The 21,289-nt window shown below is 41.0% G+C and carries 20 protein-coding genes and 1 tRNA gene; 12 read left to right on the top strand and 9 right to left on the bottom strand.

Annotated elements, in window-relative coordinates; all coding sequences use genetic code 11:
* Positions 1 to 4 precede the first annotated feature (4 nt).
* Positions 5 to 262 carry a hypothetical protein gene (locus EQG49_RS03485; RefSeq protein ID WP_133362664.1) on the bottom strand — a complete coding sequence of 86 codons (258 nt, stop codon included), beginning with the start codon at positions 260 to 262 and terminating at the stop codon, positions 5 to 7.
* 778 nt (positions 263 to 1,040) lie between these two features.
* On the opposite strand from EQG49_RS03485, the gene EQG49_RS03480 reads away from it, so the two are divergent.
* The 5 genes from EQG49_RS03480 (at position 1,041) to EQG49_RS03460 (ending at position 6,510) form a co-directional block, all read left to right on the top strand.
* The gene (locus tag EQG49_RS03480; RefSeq protein WP_133362663.1) at positions 1,041 to 1,727 is read left to right on the top strand and encodes a hypothetical protein; all 687 of its coding nucleotides are present in this window, start codon (positions 1,041 to 1,043) and stop codon (positions 1,725 to 1,727) included.
* Between the two features lie 142 nt (positions 1,728 to 1,869).
* The gene (locus EQG49_RS03475) at positions 1,870 to 2,286 is read left to right on the top strand and encodes a GtrA family protein (RefSeq protein WP_133362662.1); all 417 of its coding nucleotides are present in this window, start codon (positions 1,870 to 1,872) and stop codon (positions 2,284 to 2,286) included.
* A 54-nt stretch (positions 2,287 to 2,340) separates the two neighbouring features.
* Positions 2,341 to 2,413, top strand: a tRNA-Gln gene (locus EQG49_RS03470).
* Positions 2,414 to 2,856: 443 nt separating this feature from the next.
* On the top strand, positions 2,857 to 5,700 hold the full coding sequence (locus EQG49_RS03465; RefSeq protein ID WP_165964754.1) for a YfhO family protein: 2,844 nt from the start codon (positions 2,857 to 2,859) through the stop codon (positions 5,698 to 5,700).
* A 486-nt stretch (positions 5,701 to 6,186) separates the two neighbouring features.
* Entirely contained in the window at positions 6,187 to 6,510 is a 324-nt protein-coding gene (locus tag EQG49_RS03460; RefSeq protein WP_133362660.1) for a hypothetical protein, read from the top strand.
* A gap of 54 nt (positions 6,511 to 6,564) precedes the next feature.
* On the opposite strand, the gene EQG49_RS03455 is transcribed toward EQG49_RS03460, so the two are convergent.
* The 5 genes from EQG49_RS03455 to EQG49_RS03435 all read right to left on the bottom strand — a co-directional run bounded on the left by EQG49_RS03455 (position 6,565) and on the right by EQG49_RS03435 (position 11,230).
* Positions 6,565 to 7,005 carry a hypothetical protein gene (locus EQG49_RS03455; RefSeq protein ID WP_133362659.1) on the bottom strand — a complete coding sequence of 147 codons (441 nt, stop codon included), beginning with the start codon at positions 7,003 to 7,005 and terminating at the stop codon, positions 6,565 to 6,567.
* A 360-nt stretch (positions 7,006 to 7,365) separates the two neighbouring features.
* Entirely contained in the window at positions 7,366 to 7,887 is a 522-nt protein-coding gene (locus tag EQG49_RS03450; protein ID WP_165964753.1) for an ECF transporter S component, read from the bottom strand.
* A gap of 5 nt (positions 7,888 to 7,892) precedes the next feature.
* On the bottom strand, positions 7,893 to 8,327 hold the full coding sequence (locus tag EQG49_RS03445; protein ID WP_133362657.1) for a DUF4430 domain-containing protein: 435 nt from the start codon (positions 8,325 to 8,327) through the stop codon (positions 7,893 to 7,895).
* Positions 8,328 to 10,526, bottom strand: coding sequence for a ribonucleoside-triphosphate reductase, adenosylcobalamin-dependent (gene nrdJ, locus EQG49_RS03440; protein ID WP_133362656.1), 2,199 nt, complete (start codon positions 10,524 to 10,526; stop codon positions 8,328 to 8,330). It lies immediately after the preceding gene.
* A 227-nt stretch (positions 10,527 to 10,753) separates the two neighbouring features.
* Positions 10,754 to 11,230 (bottom strand): nucleoside 2-deoxyribosyltransferase, encoded by a 477-nt coding sequence (locus EQG49_RS03435; protein ID WP_133362655.1) that lies wholly within the window; start codon positions 11,228 to 11,230, stop codon positions 10,754 to 10,756.
* 162 nt (positions 11,231 to 11,392) lie between these two features.
* Here EQG49_RS03435 and EQG49_RS03430 point away from each other — a divergent pair, with 162 nt between their 5' ends.
* The 7 genes from EQG49_RS03430 to EQG49_RS03400 all read left to right on the top strand — a co-directional run bounded on the left by EQG49_RS03430 (position 11,393) and on the right by EQG49_RS03400 (position 19,282).
* A complete protein-coding gene (locus EQG49_RS03430; RefSeq protein ID WP_133362654.1) occupies positions 11,393 to 12,463 on the top strand; it encodes a hypothetical protein in 1,071 nt (356 codons plus the stop codon).
* Between the two features lie 400 nt (positions 12,464 to 12,863).
* Entirely contained in the window at positions 12,864 to 13,334 is a 471-nt protein-coding gene (nrdR, locus tag EQG49_RS03425; protein WP_133362653.1) for a transcriptional regulator NrdR, read from the top strand.
* A gap of 11 nt (positions 13,335 to 13,345) precedes the next feature.
* Positions 13,346 to 14,755, top strand: a complete 1,410-nt coding sequence (locus EQG49_RS03420) for a DnaD domain protein (RefSeq protein ID WP_133362652.1) — start codon at positions 13,346 to 13,348, stop codon at positions 14,753 to 14,755.
* Between the two features lie 21 nt (positions 14,756 to 14,776).
* Positions 14,777 to 15,712: a primosomal protein DnaI gene (gene dnaI, locus EQG49_RS03415; protein WP_133362651.1), complete on the top strand. Its 936-nt coding sequence runs from the start codon at positions 14,777 to 14,779 to the stop codon at positions 15,710 to 15,712.
* 538 nt (positions 15,713 to 16,250) lie between these two features.
* Complete coding sequence (locus tag EQG49_RS03410) at positions 16,251 to 17,384, top strand: YibE/F family protein (protein WP_133362650.1); 1,134 nt, start codon at positions 16,251 to 16,253, stop codon at positions 17,382 to 17,384.
* Positions 17,381 to 18,163, top strand: coding sequence for a YibE/F family protein (locus tag EQG49_RS03405; RefSeq protein ID WP_133362649.1), 783 nt, complete (start codon positions 17,381 to 17,383; stop codon positions 18,161 to 18,163). The genes EQG49_RS03410 and EQG49_RS03405 overlap by 4 nt, the downstream gene beginning before the upstream one ends.
* A gap of 162 nt (positions 18,164 to 18,325) precedes the next feature.
* Entirely contained in the window at positions 18,326 to 19,282 is a 957-nt protein-coding gene (locus tag EQG49_RS03400) for a peptidylprolyl isomerase (RefSeq protein WP_133364519.1), read from the top strand.
* 869 nt (positions 19,283 to 20,151) lie between these two features.
* Here the strand turns inward: EQG49_RS03400 and EQG49_RS03395 are convergent.
* The 3 genes from EQG49_RS03395 to EQG49_RS03385 are packed head-to-tail and all read right to left on the bottom strand — an operon-like array spanning position 20,152 to position 21,170.
* Entirely contained in the window at positions 20,152 to 20,388 is a 237-nt protein-coding gene (locus EQG49_RS03395; RefSeq protein ID WP_133362648.1) for a hypothetical protein, read from the bottom strand.
* A gap of 17 nt (positions 20,389 to 20,405) precedes the next feature.
* The gene (locus EQG49_RS03390; protein WP_133362647.1) at positions 20,406 to 20,705 is read right to left on the bottom strand and encodes a hypothetical protein; all 300 of its coding nucleotides are present in this window, start codon (positions 20,703 to 20,705) and stop codon (positions 20,406 to 20,408) included.
* A gap of 36 nt (positions 20,706 to 20,741) precedes the next feature.
* The gene (locus EQG49_RS03385) at positions 20,742 to 21,170 is read right to left on the bottom strand and encodes an HIT family protein (RefSeq protein WP_133362646.1); all 429 of its coding nucleotides are present in this window, start codon (positions 21,168 to 21,170) and stop codon (positions 20,742 to 20,744) included.
* Positions 21,171 to 21,289: the final 119 nt, after the last annotated feature.

Here is a 21,289-nt window from a genome sequence, read left to right as displayed (position 1 = left end):
ATATTTAATTATGATTTTTTGCATTCTCACTATCTTCATGCGCTTCAGAAGCAAGTGCCAACAACACGAGAACCCCACCTAGTGCTAAATATGCTGAAATGAATCCAAAGGCATGATACCTAAATAGTGCAACAAACCACAGAATTACTACTAACCCAGGAATAACGTAGGCGGACAGTGAGCTTGAAAGGCGAGCAAAGACGTATCGCTGTAAGACATACATAATAATAATTGATCCCCAGAGTGCAATAGTAATTTTCATGTTATGAAATCTCCTTATACTATAGAAATAATTTATGTGTTTCAACAGTATCTCTTGTAATTATGTATTGGGATTAACGAAAGAAAATTCCAGTTTATGTTTAAAGTTATTGCATTGGCAGCAAAGCATGGTGCAAAAATAATCAAGTGGATAACGGGACGCCACAGGCAAATCTCAAAGTGGGTAAATACCAGACAAACTGCTGAGTGAGTTATTTTAAAAGTTAAAACACACCCGGAATTAAGTAAACGTAAATACGTAATTCAAGACCGGATTGATTAGTTGAAGTTCACTTTTTTGTTTGGTAATATGCACACTCTACATCGTAGTATGAAGTCTTTGTGGGTAATGGCGCATAATTAATGCCACGAGTACGACATTGTATGGGAAAATAGCGATAATCAAAACTAGTTAAGTTGTTATGCATGTGTTCAATTAGGTTTTGAACACATTTGTCTCAAAAATCAGTTACTTATTCTTCCGAGCTGTTGGGAATAGGGTTGTTCATTTTCTAGCGTTGAAAAATATGATAATTTTTAACGTACTCAATAATGGGTTCGGTACGGTATAATAAAAAGTGATTAATGCTTTTCATTAGGGCATTCAGGGCTTTCAATAGTTAAGGAACATAAAAGTATTTCATATAGTTAGGGTATCCAAAACGTTGGTATCCTGCATGTTTGGCGAAATCCATTTCACGTAAAATAATACAGGTCAGGTGCCTTAATGGTACATTGTTAGTGACAGCGAGTTTTAACAGAATAATAGGGGGAAAACCATGTTAACTAAAATTATCGAAGATGTCGTCAATGGTAAAGGTTTAGAAAAAATTCTAGGGGAATTGTTGGCGGAAAATGGGGTGCCAACAACACCAGAGCAGCAACAAGCTGTGCAACGGAATACGTCCCAGGCCCAACAAACATCACGTAATGTGCGTAACCAAGTGCAACAACATAGTCGGAGCAAGCAAGTAACGGCGCCATCACAACAACGCTCAGTAAGTGGGCAACGTCAGCAGAATCGGCCGGTAAACAAGCGTAAAGCAACATATGGTTCACAACATGCCGAGGTCACGAACGTTGAAGTGCACACGGTGGAACTGAATCGGGAAGCACAGGCAATCATTGCTAACTATGAATACACCGCTGCGCGCAAAGCCAACATTCTGGCTTACCGCGGGATTAACAAGGCGACGGATTTACAAGCGATGATTGGCACGACGGCATTACGGCGTTTTGAAAATGTGCCATACAATAATATGAGCATCAAACTAGTTGAAAATGATAATGGGACAACGTCAATCGGGATGCCAGATGCCAATGGTAAATTTTGGAATATTGGCTGGATTCGCGCTCTTGATTTACCAGAGCAACAACCCCACGCGATTGATATTTCTGGCGGTACGTACTTAAATTACGATTTGACGACGAAGTTTGTGCCATATCAAGTTAAGATAACTTTCTAAAATCGGGATAAGAATCTCGATTTTTTCATTTAATAACGCCAAAATATGCTAGAATAAGCGGAGCAAAAAAGAGCGATAGGTCCCCTGAAAATCAGGGACACCGCGCAAATACTGAAATTACTTAGGAGCAAGTAAAAGCATAATGCAAAAATTGTTAGAGCTGTTCGATAAATATCGGGCACAAATTTTATATTTATTTTTTGGTGGTGTGACAACGATCATTAATATTGGGGTCTTTGCGGCGATTACGAAGGGGATTGGCTGGAATTATCAGTTAGCTAACTTCATTGCCTGGATTGCGGCGGTCTTAGTGGCATACCTAACCAACCGTGTGTGGGTATTTGGCTCACGCGTACATGGGTTTGCGGCGATTACTAAAGAACTAGGTTCGTTCTTCTTTTTCCGGATTTTGACGTACGTGATGGAAGTGGGAATTTTGTTTGTTGGGATTTCAATGCTACACGGTAACGAAATCGTCTGGAAAGTCATTGATAATATTTTTGTGATTTTAATTAACTATGTTTTCAGCAAGTTAATCATCTTCCGGGAAAAAATGTAAACTGAAACTTGCAAGACTCGCATGAGAGTACTAGAATATTTAGTGTAGTATTCTTCCGTGTTCGCCAAGGTGGTAAGGCAGTGGACTCTGAATCCATAATTCGCTGGTTCGAATCCAGCACACGGAATAGCAAATAAAGCCCTCTACACCGCGGTGTTGAGGGCTTTGGTGTCTATCTTCCTACCCTTCTTCCTACCCCGGCGAGACTAATAATCGATTTTGACGTGATTTGCGAACAGATTTGACGTCTCGCTGACCTGTTTTTCGGTGGTGTGTGTATAAATATTCATTGTGGTAGTTGAGGGGGTGCAAGTGGTCATCCTAGAGGATAAGTGATTTCATATTTGGTCTTATGCACTCTGTTTTTCAGCACCAGATATTTATAATAAGTTAAAGGGATGGTTCAAAATCGATTGTAGATTTTGAATCATTTTTTAGTTTCGGCAAGGTGAATATCAGTGTATTAGTGCTATAATCACTATTGATTTGCGTCGCTTTATTCTTATAAGGAAATAATGTACATTTTATTAGTAATCTAAAGAGGTAGTTAGTAATGAAGGAGATATGGATTTGTTGAAGTATGGGGAATTAAATAAATATACGAAACAGCATGGGGTATGGTTAACCATTATGCTAGTTGTAACAATGGGATTGACGTTTGGATTGCTGCTTCTAAGTGGCACGTCACTGGTTGCGCAAGGTGATTCATTCAATCAGCATATTAACGTCTATGCTCAATTCCATCAGTATCTAGTAGAGTTCTTACAGCATCCAAAAGCGTTCGGTACATGGGATTGGCGGATTGCTAATGGGAGTGATTGGTTCAATACGTTTTCATATTATATTGTGGGTGATCCGTTTGGCTATCTCATGTTGTTTTTTAATCGGGCACATACATTATTAGGCTATGAAATTATTGTGCTGTTACGTTTTGTAGCGGCAGCGTTTGCTTTCAATTACCTGGCAGCAAAGTTTAAATTCTCACCAAAGATTGCGGCGCTTGGGAGTACGTTGTATGTCTTTTCAGCGTTTGGTATTTACTCTACTTTAGTCCAACCGTTATTTATGAATGCAATGATTATTTTACCGTTGTTGCTGGTCTTAGTTGAACGTTATTTTACGACTAAGAAAGGACTATGGTTGAGCGTTGTCATTGCACTAGCGTTCACAAGTAATTTTTATTGGGCAATTATTCTAGCAATTATTGTTGGTATTTATGCCTTAACAACGTATCTAATAAATTACTGCAATACTAAATGGCTTTTCGACTGGGCACAATTGATTGGTTACATCGTACTAGGGGTTGGATTATCCGCGGTACTATTATGGCCAACGATGACAATGATGAGTCAATCATCACGTGTGGGAACTGGTTTTGAGAATCTGACAGTATTTTATCCATTACGTTATTATGTGCAACTATTATCAATGCCACTAGGTTTAAAAAATACAATTTCACCAAGTATCTACTGGATTCAAGGTAGTGTCAGTGGGTTATCATTAATCGGAACAATCTGGTTAATTGTCCAACGCAAACAACTGAAAGTTCAAGCCCGGATGATGTTCATCGTGTATGGGTTACTGCTCTTTCCAATAACCAGTGTGCTGATGTCATTGGGTAACTTGGCAACAAACCGCTGGATGTTCTTTGTGAATATGCTAACGTCATTTGGCGCCATGCATCTATTAACTAATCGAAAGTCTGTTACGGCGAGTGAGAAGGGTACCTTTGTCAAAATACTGGCTGGTTATTTGATTGTATTGGCAGTAAGTAATATATTCTTCCCGATTAACAATTATTCGGTATATACCCAACTAATTGGATTAGTGATTTTCACATTGCTGATTTTTAACCCAGGTAAAGGCAAATGGGTTAAGCATGAAACTTTGTTTGCCGGGTTCTTTGTTGGAATGCTGGTGCTAACGGTTGGGTCGCAACTATACGATCCACTGACATATAGTTCCGTGAGTCTATTACGCACACAGACCGTTAAACAACGAACTAGTAATCCGACGGGATATAATAAGTTCTTTGCGAATTTAGCCACACCAGCTCAGCATAAAACTGGAACTAATCAGTTAATCAAAGTTACACAAGCGGTCGGTTATCTCTTGCCACGCTCGCGTAACAGCATGTTGAACATTTTTCCTGGTGATATGTATCTGGTGAATGATTATTATTCAACGTTACCCGCCTCGATGGTTGATTTTGGGAAAAATCAACTACGATTACCGAATTATCGGGAAGTTGCACCAATTGGGAGCGCCGATAATCGGTTTGTAGTCGCAAGTTATTTAGGGGCAGATTATATTCTTGCCAATCGTAAAACTTCATTGAGTAAGATAAAGCAGTATGTTCAGGTTGATAAGAATATTGCAGGTAAGTCTATCTTATTGAAGAATACGATGGCGCAGCCAGTTGCGTACTGGATGGCTGCTAATAAAGCATATGACGCACCGGATGCCCTTAGTAAGTACTCGGATACATTATTACTGACTAACGTTGGTGTAAATGATAAGAGGGTAGCTAAGAACGCTACGCAAATGACTAAAATGGCGAATATAAGTATTGCCAAGCCAGTAGACTACAAAACGCAACGCCTAAATGGTACAAAAGTCATGGTAAAACCAATTAATATCGATACCGCACAAGTCATGATTAAGTATCGTAAGGGGATGAAAGTTCAATTACCGGCAACGCTTACTGCTGGTTTGGGTGAAACACACGTTTACGTTGATGAATTACATTTCAAAGCGCTATCAAATGTTGCGCAAGCTAAGTTAGATGCTAGACGTTTATCTGTCAAACATTGGCAAGGTAAATACATTGCTACCCGTCACGTGCTATTAGACTTTCATAAAACTTTTGGAATGCAAATTGAGGCAAATAACTCTAAGCGAGTTGCACACTTAGAGCAAGCAGAACCCTCCAAAGGAGCCATGTATGAAAAACGTGATAAAGCTACGTTTAACCTAGGTATCACTAATAAACCTTTAGACTATATTCGGTTCCTCTTCAACCGTGATGGGACGTATACGTTTAAATTACGAATTGCACGCTGCGATTTAAATCAGAATGTTCTACAAGGTATTAAGACAAATCAACAAAATGCAATGACAGTTACGCGCGCAGATTATTCGGGCATGACAGGAATGGTGAATAAATCAAAGGCAGGGTACCTAGTGACAAACATTCCATATTCAAATGGTTGGCGGGCAACTGTGAATGATCATGTAATAAAAATTGAACGAGTTAATAATGATTTTATTGGCTTAAAAGTTGCTTCTGGAGCAAATAAAATTAAGCTCAAATATCAAACACCAGGATTGAAACTGGGGATAATAACGAGCCTGCTTTCACTATTAGTAGTGCTTTTAATTGCAATAGTTGGAATTAAACGTCGGAAAAAGTGAAACATGATATTAATTAAGTAGTGTTATATCACTATACAATCTACTCAGGTTGGCACTTTCATAATTTGTTAGGACTGAATCGGATTACAACACTTGTCATTGGAATGGGAGGAAAAACCGGGGTTAATCTTTTTGTTATGATTATTGGGTATTTCATGATTAAGTCGCATGCGAAATGGCAGAGTCTGGTGAAGTTGTGGATTGAAGTAACGATTATGTCGCTAGTGATGTATTTAGGTGTGGTGGTCCATTCCATATTCGCGGTAGTGAATTCGATATTTTGAAATTTATCCTTTGGAAAAGGTGTAACGCATGGTTAGAATGCAAAATTGCGAAAAATTTGATATTCACAAAAACCAACATCGAAATTTATTGAAGTATGAACAGGATTTGTACGGTGTAAGCGCAGAAACACCATACGGATTATAAACATTGGTATCTCCTAGTAAACTGTATTCATACATAACTTAGGAGGTGTCATTTTGTATGTTACAAGATATTGTCGCCGTTAAGCTACGCATTGGCCGCAAAGAACGCACTATTTTCAATGATTCTAATCCCGCAGTCATCAAGCTTTTGATTGAGGTAATTAACGTGGTGCGTGAATATAAAGACGAGCAACACAAGTACTTCTTGAAGGAGTACTGGACGGGGCGGCGAACTTACAATATGAACCAATATATTGTTGAATTTTATTACAAGAAGATAATGGCTGAACAAGTTTTTTTATTGCTCAAGAACACAAAAGGTGCTTACCCAACCAAGGCTAAGCGCCGACAAATTGTTTGTCCGTATGAACATCTACAATGATTTAGTAGGTGTTCTTTTTTGTAACTAACCGCACAAAATATTTACTAGCTAAGATTATTTCTTGTTGAGCCACTCATCAATTTTTGAAGCATTTTTATCGGTGCTCATTTGGACTACTGATCTTTTAGGAAAAATCTTCTTTCTGAGTGACCCGCGCGAATCAGATTTAATGAATGCCGTAAAAGCATGCCCATTAATTACCAGCCCGTAGACGTAAATAATTGAACCTTTTTGTGCAACAACCAATCCTTGAGCATCGGTTGGCTCAATTTTTGTTGGTTTATTATTCATGAGAAAATCTTTTGTTTCTTTATCAAAAGCAATTTTATCAACCGCTGCCGCATTCCCCATGACTCGTCTCATCTGACCGGTAATATCCCGGTCTGGTGGATTAACATTATATAAATCAATGCCAATCCGTGTTCCGCCGATAACGACTAGGGCTACAATCACAGCCCAAATATACTTTTTGTTTCTTTCAAATATTGATTCCATAAATTATCCCCCAAATGCGATTGAAATATATACTTGTTCACAAATTCATGCTATTACGATGTAGTTTGGATAGCAAAGGCTACCTTTAATCGTTAGGGTTTCGTAAGAAGTAGGGTTATTTATTTCGGGAGCAAAATGCAAAATTTCGTAAATTATCTGTTTCGTTCTCGGATTGGTATTTGTGGTTTCATACTCTTGGATTTTTGCTGGTCTTACCGTAAATTGTGATACAACATTAACGGTTGAATCTAAGCTGATTAACGCAGTTAAAAAACATGTTATATAGCAAAACCAATAACCCCGCTCCCACCTTAAAATAAGTGGAATCGGGGCTATTACTTCGTTCATTAAACAAATTTATCAGATTAGTTGCTGGCGTTTCAGCCGTGACAATAACAAGGTAAATGGCTGATACAAAATGCCACAAAAAATACCATTACCAATCGCGTGGTTTAAATCAAATGGTAACCCCGCAAGATAGTAAGTCAGCCAAGCTTGCCATGTTAAGTGGACGAATAGAATTGGGGCTTGAAGGGCCGTGATGACAAAGCCGTATAAGAAGCCCGCAACCACAACCGCTGGTATCAACCAAGGTAAGGTCAGGTGCCAATTTGGTAAAAAGGTAACTAACCAAGCGAGGTAGATAATTACAAGATAACTAATAATCTGAAAGAAGGTTGTTGGTGACAGCCCAAGCAAGAGATTGGAGGTCAGAATTCCTAAGATGCCAACCCAAATGCCGTATTCCAAGCCGAGATACCAAGTACAAAAAAGAATCAAGCACGTAAATGGCTGCACGTTAGGGGCGGGGTGAATGACTAACCGGCCAACTGTTGCTACCGCTACTAACATAGCAATCAGCGCCATTTTTTTGATTGGCATGTTCATTATTTGGCCTTGTAACTGATGAGCTCTAATTTTACTTTATCACGTGAGTGGAGTTCCAGCTTTTGGGCGCTCACGGAAGTTTGTTTGTTGTTAACGGTGTAAACCCAAAATTGGCCCCGTTTCGGATTTTGTTTAATGCCAGCAACAGCAGTAATAAAACCGTCTTTGGTGAATTGGGCGTTAAATGGTTCCCTTTTTAGTAAAGTTAGTAACGTTTTAGAGCCCGTAAAAGTGATATTTTTACTGCGGTTGACTTGTTTAGTTTGATAACTGATGGTGACATGTTGCTTAGCTGTGTGATTTGCTAGCGATGGCGTGGCTGATTGATGGTAAAAATAACCACCAATGCCAAGCAAAAGTAAAACCGCCAGAATACTGAATAACCATTTTTTGTGCATATTTGCTACTCCTTTAAGATGTGTCGTATTTGACATTTACCGAATTGGGCAGGCACCAGATTCACAATCACTAGCGTCGACTAATTCAAGGGCACCGAGTTCGGTGTAATTAGCTAGCTGCTGAACATTACCGGTGATTTCATTTAGCCGATTATGGTAGACCGTCGCGCTGATAGGTTCTTTTGGCGCTTGTTCATACCCGTTGTCGCTATAAGGGAGCATCGAAGTTGATTTGATGCGGTCTTGATATTGATGCAACAAAGGGGCAATTTCAGCTTGCTCAGCATGATTAAAGGTCAATGTGCAACTCACGGAGTTATCTGACCAGTACGTTTGCAAGAAAGCTTGATTGGCCATTTGAACGGCGAGGGGCACATCGTTAGCCGCTAAGAATTGGGCATGATCAGCCATCGGTGCTTTAATTGGAAATTCCACACACATCGTATTAGCCGAGTAGACATCCGGTTCCATCCGGTAGCCACTAGCTGCTAGCGCTGGCAATAATGGATCAGAATCTTGAAAACGAATCCGCTGGATTAAGTAGGCGCTGTAAGGAAAATGCATGCCTTCTGAAGCACCAACTAGTTTAGAAACCGTGCCCGATGGCTTGACGGTAGTTCGTTTGACAGAAGGCGCACAATTCAATTCTTGTGAGTACGCAATATCAGCCGCAACAACTGCTTGGTAAGCTGCGGTTAACGCCTGTGCCATTGCTTGGTTATATATGGGTTCCTGCGTCCCATTTTCTACCTGCGTGAAACCAGTAACGATTGGTTCACTAAAATTACTCAAGGCCCAGTCTTGAATACCCGAAAGTGAAATCCCGATACGGCGATTTTGCGCGATGATGTTACGGGACACTTCCCAATCGTAGGGACTGAACGTGATCCGTTTAGCAAAGCGGACGGCGAGTTCACAAATATCATTGAGAGCAAAACCTTGTTCGATTGCGATGGCAGGAAAAATTTCAAATAAGTTACATGGTTCACCATTAGCAAGGGAAATTTCACCACATGGATTAGTTCCTTCAGCCAGAGCGTCAATCCCCGCTTGGTAACCATCGCTTAACCGACCATAGTTTTTTATCATGTCCAAGTTGATAATTCCCGGTTCACCGTTTTGAGCAATGGCCGCCGCTAATGGCTCAAAATCAGTCGTTGCTTGATCAATGATGACACTATTGTTGGAAGCCCAACGGTGGTGATAAAGTTGGGCTTTATCTTGCTTCATCGTCACAAAGGCCGTATCGTTTGGTGCACCTAAGGCGATTTCTGCGGAACGGCGGACATTCCCAGCAACAACAGTTTTACCAATCAAATTAGCGATATCAGTGCAGTCCACCGCAGAAAGTCGTTCACCAATGTGCTGGTTTAGCAAATCATTGATGGCAATCAATAATTCAACGAGGGGCATTGGTCCGGAAGCTGTCCCACCAAACCCATTAATCCGGGAATCTTTTGGCCGAATAGCTGAGATATCAAAAACTAGGTGATGCTTAATACGCGTCGCTGGTAAAAAATGAGCGTCGATGAGGTACGCGACCGCTTCAACCCAACCTTCGCGGGTATCAGGAATTTGAATTAATTCGGTGGTTGCGGGATCAATTGTGGGGAACGTTTCGCGCGATTTGGCACCCACGTTAAGTGAATCAGTAAATGACGTGGCAGTTGGCGCAATGATGACGTCGCTAGTCACAGCATTATTGACGATTGGCAGTTGCTTGAGATTCTCTGGTACGACTGAAAAACCAACCCCGCCGCCTTTCATCAATTGATCGAATAAAAAGGCGAAGGGCATTGAAACCATTTTTTCTGCTGGTTCTACGTATGGAGGAACGATATGGCTAGCTCCATAAGGTTGTGGCCGGATCCCGATGAACCAGCAATTATTTAAGGCATCTCCGTTCCGCTGTTGATAATCCGTCCCAGAAATCCACAAATTCCGTCCCGATGGCGTGGCTGCTAAACTATAAATAACCTTAAACACTTGTTCAGCTTCGGCTTGGAGTTCTGATTGGAGCGTTACGTCGGGTGTGGTAGCTGTTAATCGTGGGTCGAGATTGATATTGCCCTCAACCACGCGCCGGACGGTTTCGTGCCATTCTTCAGTCCGCTGCAGTTCTGGCAGCCACCGCGCATAAGTCCGCTTGTACGTAACCCAGCCTAACGAGCCCCAATGCGGCGTTAAAGTGGCGATGCAGTTTTCAATAAAAGTGTCTGATAAACGAATTTTCATGATGTATCCCTCCTAATTTACACCGCAATCACAATATGTAGTGGTTGCGATGTGATTAGATTACAACATGTAGTGTTGGATTTAAATTGACAAAAAGTAAGTTCCTGTCGTAAATCTAACAAAATGGTAGTCGCCACAAGCGTTTTCAGTGCAAAAACTTTTTTTATTTAAACAAAAAAATTCCGCCAACCTCTGTAAAAAGGTGTGAGCGGAATTTTTGCTAATTTCTAAAATACAGTACGCTTTGTCGGAACATATTCCAACGTGTTAAAATCATAGGTTGCAAGCTCGGCAACGTCTTCTTTCCAGAAGTAGGCGGTATATGCTTCGGCAACCATCAAGTTAAGTGGGGCATCATTTTCATCAAATTGGGCGATGATGATAGGAGTATTATGGGCGAAGGCATAGCCAAGTTCCATAATTGTACCTGAGTCTGGTTCGTAGCTACCTTCTTCGACTTTGTAATCCATGATCAAAACAACCACATCAGAATTATCAACTTGGCGCAAGTCGGCTTGGAAAGTTGCGCGCTTCCATTCCGTTGAGCCAAATTCAAATTGCTCGTTTTGGTGTTGCATTGGTTGGTAGATGTTGTCACTATCAATTGTTGGGTTGGCTTCTAATAATGCTTTGACTTTTTTGACGCGAGCGATTTGTTCGTCTGAGAAAAAAGGTGACGCTAAATAAACAGATTGTTTTAACATGATATTCTCCTATACGTTCAAATGTGTAGTTAGTTATTTAATATAAGCTAACTTTTAATTGTACACTTTTTTGACTTTTGTGAAATAAGAGAATCATTTCGCAAACCAGTTTCACCCGCAATTCGTGCTATACTATTAGTTGAATATTTAGGAGTGAATAATATGAAACCAGTCACGAAAATTATCAGTTTAATTATTGGCATTGCCGCACTGGGGACGGTGGGCTTTGTTTATGTGAATCAGCATAATGAACCATCATATGAAATTCGTAATCCCCAAACACCAGCGTCCATCGCGCAAGCCAAGCATGACCGAGCACATCCATTTTTTATCGGTAAAACGTGGGTTGGCAACGCTAAACAGGCTTACCGCGTTGATGGCAAAACCGTCATGAACACATGGACGGTTTCACTATCAATCAAGCCAAATGGAACATTCCGGCAGTATGCCGATAATGGCTTTGACACGAGCGAAGTAGTGGTTGGTAAGTGGCAGATTCACAACGATGAATTAGAGTTGCGTTATCATAAAGCCGGTTATGCGGCAGCCTACAATTATGGTGGGAAAGACTTACAACAAGCGAAGCCTTACCAAGGTTACGCAATCAAAATCAACGAGCATACTGGTGCCCGTTTAGATGCGCCTGGAGCCAAGCAAACAAAACTACCAGATTTTGATATTCGTGCTAATGTCTTAGATAAGCAAATGTACTTACAAGGTGCGAATAACGCTAAGCGGGAAGGTATGTCTGAAAGTGACGGACAGGCGGTTGCTTCATTAAGCTACTACAAAAAAGCAATAACCCGACAAATTAATAAGCAAGTAAAACAGACAATTAAAACGATGACCGACACGCAAGCATTGAGTGCGGCGCTGATTGGCTATCGTGATAACACTAAGGCTAACAAACACATCGTTGCCAAGTTAGAATCAGAAATTAATAGCAAACAAAAACTAGTTGTAACCAAAAAAGACGATACGTGGTTGATTGCTTTGGATGACAAAGACAAACACCCATTTTTGGCGGTAAAACGTGATGTTAACAATTTCGCTTATGCACCGGTACATGTCCAAAAGAAAAAGAAAAAAGTAGTGCTTAAAGTTGGTGAATTTAGTAATCAGGTGAAGTTTGACTTGGCTAAATTTATTCCGACGTATATCTTACAAGAATCAGATAATCAAGCGCACTTGGATGATTATCGCCAAGTTCAAAAACTAATCAAACTCAAATAAAGTAAGCTGATACTGTGCCTAATTTTTACCCATGGGCAGCTGACTTCAAAGAGGACTGAATAGTAAGTCTTCTGCTCCCAAACTCGATTTTGCCTTCTAACAAAGGTTGAAATCGAGTTTTTTGTCGTGGACAACTGCAATTTTGGGGACGGTTTGGAATTCTTGATATTAGGGGCTAAATTTTTTTCTAGCGTGGTGCGCCAAGTAATTTACTGGCATGTAGTGGTCAAGTTTATTCACTCCCACGTCAGCTGAAATTAATGGTTAATTTTACATGAAATATCGAACAATCCAGCGAGGTGTGTACTAGTATTTTCTGTTATACTAGATGTAATATTAAATTTAATTATTTGGTGTTTACAACTAAACCAAATTGGAAAAGTAGAAAGGTGATTGCCCAATGCAATGTCCTAATTGTCAGTATAACGATACCCGTGTGGTTGATAGTCGGCCCGCCGATGAAGGACGTTCAATTCGTCGTCGTCGTGAATGCCCAAAGTGTGGTACCCGCTTTACAACGTTTGAACGAACTGAAACAACGCCTTTATTTGTTATCAAAAATGACGGCTCACGCGAAGAATTCAAGGGGGAAAAACTCCTCCGCGGATTAGTGCGCGCCGCTGAAAAACGTCCAATCAAGAGTGATCGCCTGATGCAAGTTGTCGCTCAAGTTGAAAAAGATTTACGTAAACTCGGTGAAAGTGAAGTTACCAGCCAGATTATTGGTGAGTATGCGTTGAAATATTTAAAGGATATTGATGAAATTGCCTATATTCGTTTTTCAAGTGTATACAAGCACTTTGACAGTGTTGAAGTGTTCTTAAATGAGCTTCAAGAAATTGTTGGCAATGATAAAACTAAGAAAGATTGATTAGGTGAAAAATGAGTGGAGAAGCACGGCAATTGAATCCAATGAGTGGCTTTATTTTGTCGGAAGCCGCTTATTTAAGTGACTTTGATCGGCAAGTTTTGACGTATTTATATCAGCCAATTATTGGCCCAAATGCAATGGCGTTATTCAATACTTTTTGGACATTGTTGGATGAACAGCCACGATTAGCTAACCGTCGCCGGCACAGTGATTTAATGAACCTAGTTAGTTTGAGTCCGCAAGCAATCGTCGAAGCGCGAGGACGGTTAGAAGCAGTCGACTTAATTCACACATGGCATAATTCGGATGCGTTGGGTGAATTTTACGTTTACGAAATGCACGCCCCATTACTACCAGATCAGTTTTTCAGTGACGAATTGATGAGTGTGCTCTTGATTGATGCAGTTGGTAGCCAAGCATATAAAACGCTCCAAGCAAAGTTTCGCTTACGCCGACTATTAGATTTTAAGGGTGAGGATATTTCGCAAAGCATGCTCGATGTTTTTCATTTGAGTTCGGCAGCATTTAATCAAGCGGCTGATTTAATGGATGAAAACGTTTCCCGCCAAGTTAGCGCACAAACGAATCAAGCAATTTTTAGTGATACAACGGATAGTCATTTTGATTTTGAATTGCTACTAGATACGCTGCAAAGTACTGGCTTGACGGCCGCACAGCTCGCACCATATCGTAATTTAATTATTTCTGAAAACATGGTGTATGGTGTGAACGAATTAGCACTTGCCAACATTATCCGGCAAACGATGAACTTCGATACGCATGAAATCAATGAATTAGCGCTTAAGCAGGCGGTGTCAGATATGTATAAAACACAACGGCAAACTACCGCCAAAGCCGAAGTTGAACAAGTACCAGCTACACCAAGCGAAAAAACTGAAACGCCAACAACCACGGCATTACCAGCGACGGTGCAAAAAATTGTGCAAGAAGCCAAAGACCTCTCGCCAGTTGAATTTTTAAATAGTATCAAGACAGCCCGCCATGGATTTGTGACCGCTAATGAAGAAAAAACGATTACTGATTTAGTTGAGCATAATGTGTTACCAATGGAAGTGATTAACATTTTGACATATTATGTCTTGGTCGGAATGAAGAACGATAACTTAACGCGGACGTATTACAACTCGATTGCCAATAGTTTGGGACAACATAAAATTATGACTGCGGAAGCTGCGTTGGCCGATATTGCCAAGTTCAATGAAGAACGCGCAGCGAAGAGTAAAAGTCGTGCTAATAATGGTAATTACCGGCGGACACCACGGAAAGTGGAAACCACGCCAACTTATGAAAAAACAGCAGAACAACAAAAAACACCGGCTGAAATTGCCGCCCAAAAGGCTGCAGCTGAGGCGCGCATGGAGCGTTTACGTGCTTCACGGGCACAAAATAATGAAAATTAACGAACGAAATGAGGAAACCCGATGCAAAATTTAGGGGCAAGTATGCAAGCATACTTTAATAAACATGCAAATAATTTTGCTAAAGCCAACGAAGCAATCCAAGCGGCTTTTGCGGATGCCGATGTACAGAGCTTTTTAAATGAGCATCGTGATGAGTTGGCTGAGGATACTTTTGAACGTTCGGCAGCTAAAATTTTTGAGTTCGTTGATCAAAAACGCCGAATTGAAAAAGGCCAACCGACTGTGGCACCTGGTTATTATCCAGAATTAATTATGGAAGGGCACTACGTTGATGTTGCATATCGGCCAAGTGAACAAGCCATTCAAAAACAGAAACGCATTGCTCGACATGCGCGCATTCACGCAGTTGCCGTACCAAAAGCGGTGCGCGAAGCAACTTTTGATACGTTAGATGTTAGTGCAGATCGTGTTGCAATTGTGAATCAAGTCCTTGATTGGGTTGAAACATACTTGGCTAATCCTAAAAAATATCAACAAGGTTTGTATCTCTATGGTTCATACGGTATCGGGAAAACATATCTGATGGGTGCGATGGCTAATGAACTAGCTGACCATGGGGTGCAAGTTACGATGATGCATTTCCCTAGTTTTATCGTGGAAATGCGCAATTCAATCAAAGATAATAACGTTGATACGAAAGTTCAACAGATTGAGCAAGCACCAGTTTTGATTATTGATGATATCGGCGCGGATTCAATGACGCCATGGAGTCGTGATGATATCTTAGGGGTTATCCTCGAATATCGGATGCAAAATGAACTAGCAACATTTTTTACATCGAATTTCGGGATGACTCAGTTGGAACGTGAACATTTAGCAGAAACTAAGGATGGCACGGAACCGGTCAAAGCAGCCCGGTTAATGCAACGCTTCCGTTACTTAACTAAAGAAGTTTTGATGGACGGACAAAACCGGCGCCTTGGTTCTACCGAATAGCTCAATTAACGAAATGGTGGACTCAAGGAGGACACCATTTTTCGGTATATGGACGGTAATGGATTTAACGGCTCTATTCCGTCTGACGTGGAATTTATAAAATGCGATGAGATGTATGATGCCACTGCGTGCCTGAAAATCACATTGTGCACCGAGATGGAAGCACATGCCCAAGCCGCTTGCTTATGCCTGAGGTACGGCAACGCAAAACATTCCAGCAGTTTGTTTGCAACAAACAACTGAATCTAATCAAAACCCGATTAGATTAGCCTTCCAGGCTGAGTGTCTGTCTTGGGCAATTCGGGATAGCTGGCAGTCTAATGGCTAAAGCCAAAAGACTGCTCACATTTGTAGCTACGCTGGACAAATAAGGCCCGGTCGGCTCTACCCTCAGCGTCAGGTTTGTCCCATTTCGGTGTCCAGACTGGTTTCAGCCTCGTAGTGGGAATCAATCTGAGACGCATATCTAAATTCCACGCTAGAAAAAATTTAGCCGATTTAACCAGTTACTGTCCGCTCAATTATTGGAGAGCATACTATGCAAGTAAAATTAGCGCAACAAACGCGCACAATTCAATGGCGCAAACGGCTTATCTGGTTGTTAGTATTTTTAGGTGGTGTGGGTGTCATCTTGACGCACTTTGATGCCCCGTTGTACTCACAAACAGTTGGTCAAGTTAGCAGCGTTAAAACTGGTCAGCCCGTCAAAGAGACTGATCAATTCGCGAACGTTGATAGTAGTACCAAACAAGTTTTAAAAATTAAATTATTAAATGGTGCCAGACGTGGGCAAATTCTCAATGCGACTAACACCTTTACTAAAAGTGGCGCACTAGATCAACCTTATAAAAAAGGGCAGCAAGTCTTTATTCAACATCAGGGTAAACAGGGCGCTACCATAACTGGACAAAAGCGCGATACGCTAATTGCCTTTGTCGCTTGGATTGCAGTCAGCCTCTTAATTGTTTTGATGCAATTACCTGGTTTATTGACTTTATTGAGTGTCCTGATTAATGCAGGGCTATTGATTTTGGCAATTATACTAGATTTGGACATTAAGAATATTAACGTGGTGGTCTTATTTAGCGGACTAGGGATTTTGATGGCAACAATTACGTTAATACTGGCACTGGGGCAGAATCGGCAAATGCTCGTTACGTTGCTGGCATCACTATGTAGTGTGGGGCTGGCGTTGATTATTGCTTTAGTTGTGCTCGCACTTACCCATGAACGTGGTATGCACTATGAATTAATGGAATACATTACGCAATTGCCACAACCGTTATTCTTAGCGGAAGCCTTATTAGCAGCATTGGGCGCCGTGATGGATGAAGCGACGGATATTGTTGCAACCCAGTTTGAAGTTAAGGCGGCCAATCCGCAAATTACCCGTTGGCAACTATTTTTAGTTGGGCGTAATGTTGGGAAAACTATCATGGGCGCATTAACGAGCGTGCTATTCTTGATTTTTATTTCAAGTACTTTGACGATGTCGTTGTTATATCTACGCAACGGCAACAGCTGGGCCTATACCTTCCAAATGAATATGGCACTTGGTCTCGTGCAAACGATTATTGCGGGAATTGGGATTGTCTTAACCGTACCAGTTGCTAGTTGGTTAGCTGCATATCTAGGAACCCGGCAATCGGAGCAAGGAGGAATCAGTAAATGAGTTCATTAACTGGATTATTTCTCGTCTTTGCGGTTCTTATGTTAATTGTGGGTGGGAAACAAGGTGCCCAAGCGTTGTTTGGCCTACTATTCAATTTCTTCCTGCTGTTTCTTGCAATTACGCTGATTGCGTGGGGCTTTTCACCACTAGTTATTGTTGTAGTGGTCGGTATTGTGATGCTGGCAGTGACAATTTTCTTGAGTGATGATAATGACCAAGTTACTCGTGTAGCATTCTTAGCCTCGGTCTTAGTCATGCTTGTCTTAATGGGCTTGATTGTGCCAGTTGAGCATTGGGCACACGTGCAGGGCTTTGCGATGGAAGACTCTGAAGAACTTGAAGGCTTGTCTTTAACAATTGGTCTGAATTTCCTACAAATTGGTATTATGGCGGCCATCTTGAGTACACTTGGAGCCATTGCCGAAGCCGCGATGGCAATTGCTGCGGGGATGCAAGAAGTGCTCCAAGATAATCCTGCTATTAAGACCAAGCAATTATTCGGTCATGGGATGAATATTGGGCGGCAAATTATCGCCACGGCAATCAACACGCTATTCTTTGGTTTTATTGGTAGTTTTTTAGCTTTAAGTATCTGGTTTGTGAAATTAAATTATGGGTGGGGCGCCGTGATTAACTCAAAAATTTTTGGCGCTGAACTCCTGATGTTGCTATTTTCGATGATTGCAGTCATTTTAACAGTACCTGGAACAGCCTGGTTAATGCAACGCGATGTCGGGAAACAACGAGTTAATGAACAGATGAAAAAGCAGAAATTGTAATATTGTCGAAATACTTCGCGATTACTTCACAAAAAGGTCGTATTTGGCTTTAATTTTCAATTAACTTTCAAGTTATAGAATCGTATCAAGGTGTTAGATGTGGTATATTAATAGATGTCGAAATAATTAATTAGAAAAGAAGGATGTATATTTCAAATGAAGATGAAAAAAGCAGTTTTAGGTGTAGCAGCAGTATTTACAGCAATGTTATTGGCCGCATGTGGTGACAAGACCGTCGCTACTTTGAATGGTGGCAAAATTACCCAAGATCAATACTACTCAAGCTTGAAGAACTCAGATTCTGGTAAGCAAGTATTATCAACGATGATTATCAATGACGCTTTGCAAGACCAATATGGTAAGAAGGTTTCTGATAAGTCAGTTAACAAGCAATTCAATGACTTGAAGAAGCAATACGGTGACCAATTTAAAACACAATTGGCTCAATCAGGCCAAACTGAATCTGGCTTGAAGGAAAGCATCAAGACTCAAAAGTTGTTGGAAGTTGCTGTGAAGGATAACACTAAGATTTCACAAAAGCAATTGGACACACAATTTAAGGCTTACCAACCAAAGGTTACTGTTCGTTACATCTTGTTGAAGAATGACGACTCAGGTAAGAAGAATGCTGACACTGTTATCAAGGACTTGGAAAAGTCTAAGGACGTTAAGGCAGACTTCATCAAGTTAGCTAAGAAGTACTCACAAGATGCTTCTACTGCAAACAAGGGTGGTCTCTACACTCCATTTGATAACACTGACACTAACACTGATGCTGCATTTAAGGCAGCTGCATTTAAGTTGAACAACGGTGAATTCACTAAGACTGCCGTTCACTCAGACCAATTCGGTTACTTTGTTCTTTACATGGACAACAAGGGTGAAAAGCCAGCCAAGATTACTCCAGCAATCAAGAAGACTTTGGAAGACCAAATCATGTCAACTAACATGAACGATCAAACTAAGATTTCAGAAGTTATTGCGAAGGTCTTGAAGAAGGCTAAGGTATCAATCAAAGATAAGGACATGTCTAACATTCTTGACACTTACATGAACCCATCTAAGGCTCAAGCAGCTACTGGTGCTGAAGGTGCTACTACCGCTACTACTGGTAACTAATATATTCAATGAAAAGCATTCGCAAATTTTGCGAATGCTTTTTTGCTATCTGTTTGACGTGGGATTGAATAAAGGGCTCTATTCCGTCTGACGTGGAATTTATAAAATGTGATGAGAAGTATGATGCCACTGCGTGCCTGAAAATCACATTGTGCACCGAGATGGAAGCACATGCCCAAGCCGCTTGCTTATGCCTGCGAACCGGCAACGCAAAACATCCCAGCATTTTGTTGCACAAAATACTGAATCTAATCCTAACGCGATTAGATTAGCCTTGCAGGCTGGATGTCTGTCTTGGGCAATTCGGGATAGCTGGCAGTCTAATGGCTAAAGCCAAAAGACTGCTCACATTTGTAGCTATGCTGGACAAATAAGGCCCGGTCGGCTCTACCCTCAGCGACAAACTCGACACGTGGTGTCACGTCCCATTTCGGTGTAAAGCCTGCCGGCCACAAAGTGATTTTCAGTCACTCCGCTAGATAAGCATGGAATTAATGATTACCGCTAAACTTGCAGCGACAAGGATTACGGCATACTACTAGTCAGACTGCCCGCTCAAACTAACGAAGAGGCTGGAAACAGGCTGGACTTTAGCTCGCACCGTGATGGCATAATCAGTAACGGGGCTCGTTACTGATTATGGATTTGTGAAGATGGTTACCGCGTTAGCGAACCAAGCTTCGCAAACATTTGAAGACCGCACTGTGGCTTCAAATGCTTGTCTTCCATTACGGTGTCCAGACTGGTTCCAGCCTCGTAGTGGGAATCAATCTGAGACACATATCCAAATTCCGCGCTAGAAAAAATAGAAAAAAGGTTATCCACTGACGAGTATGTGAACTCATCGGTGGATAACCTTTTTTGAATATTTAAATTTTCTTTGTTACTTCAAATGCTTGAGTATCGTCAGTATCGTGTGGTTCTTTTTTTGCGTCTTTGGCGTAGAAAACAAAGAATTCTTCGTTTTTTGCGTTTTTGGCGATTACGAGTTCATCGTCGGTTTGTTGATGCTTTTCTTTGATAACTTGCGCTTTTGAGACGGCTTCGTTATGATCATGGAATTTACCGATTGAATCAGCTGGGTTGAAAAGAATTGGATCTGCCATGAGGAGGTCCTCCTTTATTATTTTTTAGTAGTCTTGTCTAGCACACTATTAATGTGGTCTAAGCGCTCATTAATACGCGCCAAACGTGGATTGATTTTGAATTCAAAACGGCGAACCGAGACTTGAATATCATCGCTGACTTTTTGCACGTTTTCAGCTTCAACTTGTAGTTGGGTTGCATTAGCTTGCAGTTTCTTGACGCTCGTCGTTAACGCTTGGATTTCAGTACTCAATTGTTTAAAGTAATCAACCATGTGATCAACATATCCAGTGACTGTTTCTTTGACGTTGTTGATGTAGCCTTTGGTTGCTTGCATGCAGTGACCTCCTTTGTAATTAGTTATTGAGCGTAATTAAGCTTTTAAATTGGCTTTAATAGCTTTTTGGACGTCTTCGTATTGAGTTTCACCGTACACGGCTGAGTTGTCGCCAAACTTCATTGAGAAGTCGTCTTCGGAGCTGTAGCGGGGAATTAAATGAATGTGTGAGTGGAAGACTGATTGGTAGGCGACTTGGCCGTTATTGTTGACGATGTTCATACCTTGAATATCACCATTGATGGCTTTGATGGCCTTGGCAATTTTTGGTAACTTGCTAAATACAGCTGCGGCGAGCGTTTCATCATATTCAAAGATATCAGCGACGTGCTTCTTAGGCACAAGTAGAGTGTGTCCAGGAGTTACTTGAGTGATGTCCAAAAATGCTTTAACATCATCATCTTCGTATACTGTGTAGCTAGGGATGTCGCCTTTAATAATTTTGCAGAAAATGCAGTCGTCCATGTCTATTTACCTCGTTTTATTTAATAGTAAATCGCTTACATATATATATTCCATTCTAAACCAATTAACTGCGAATTGTCACCTTTTGGCCATTATTATTGCCGGTGATGAATAATTTG

This window comes from Periweissella cryptocerci, assembly GCF_004358325.1.
GTDB lineage: Bacteria > Bacillota > Bacilli > Lactobacillales > Lactobacillaceae > Periweissella > Periweissella cryptocerci.
The sequence above is the reverse complement of the archived record's forward strand: the minus strand, read 5'-3'. Positions and strand labels throughout refer to the sequence as shown.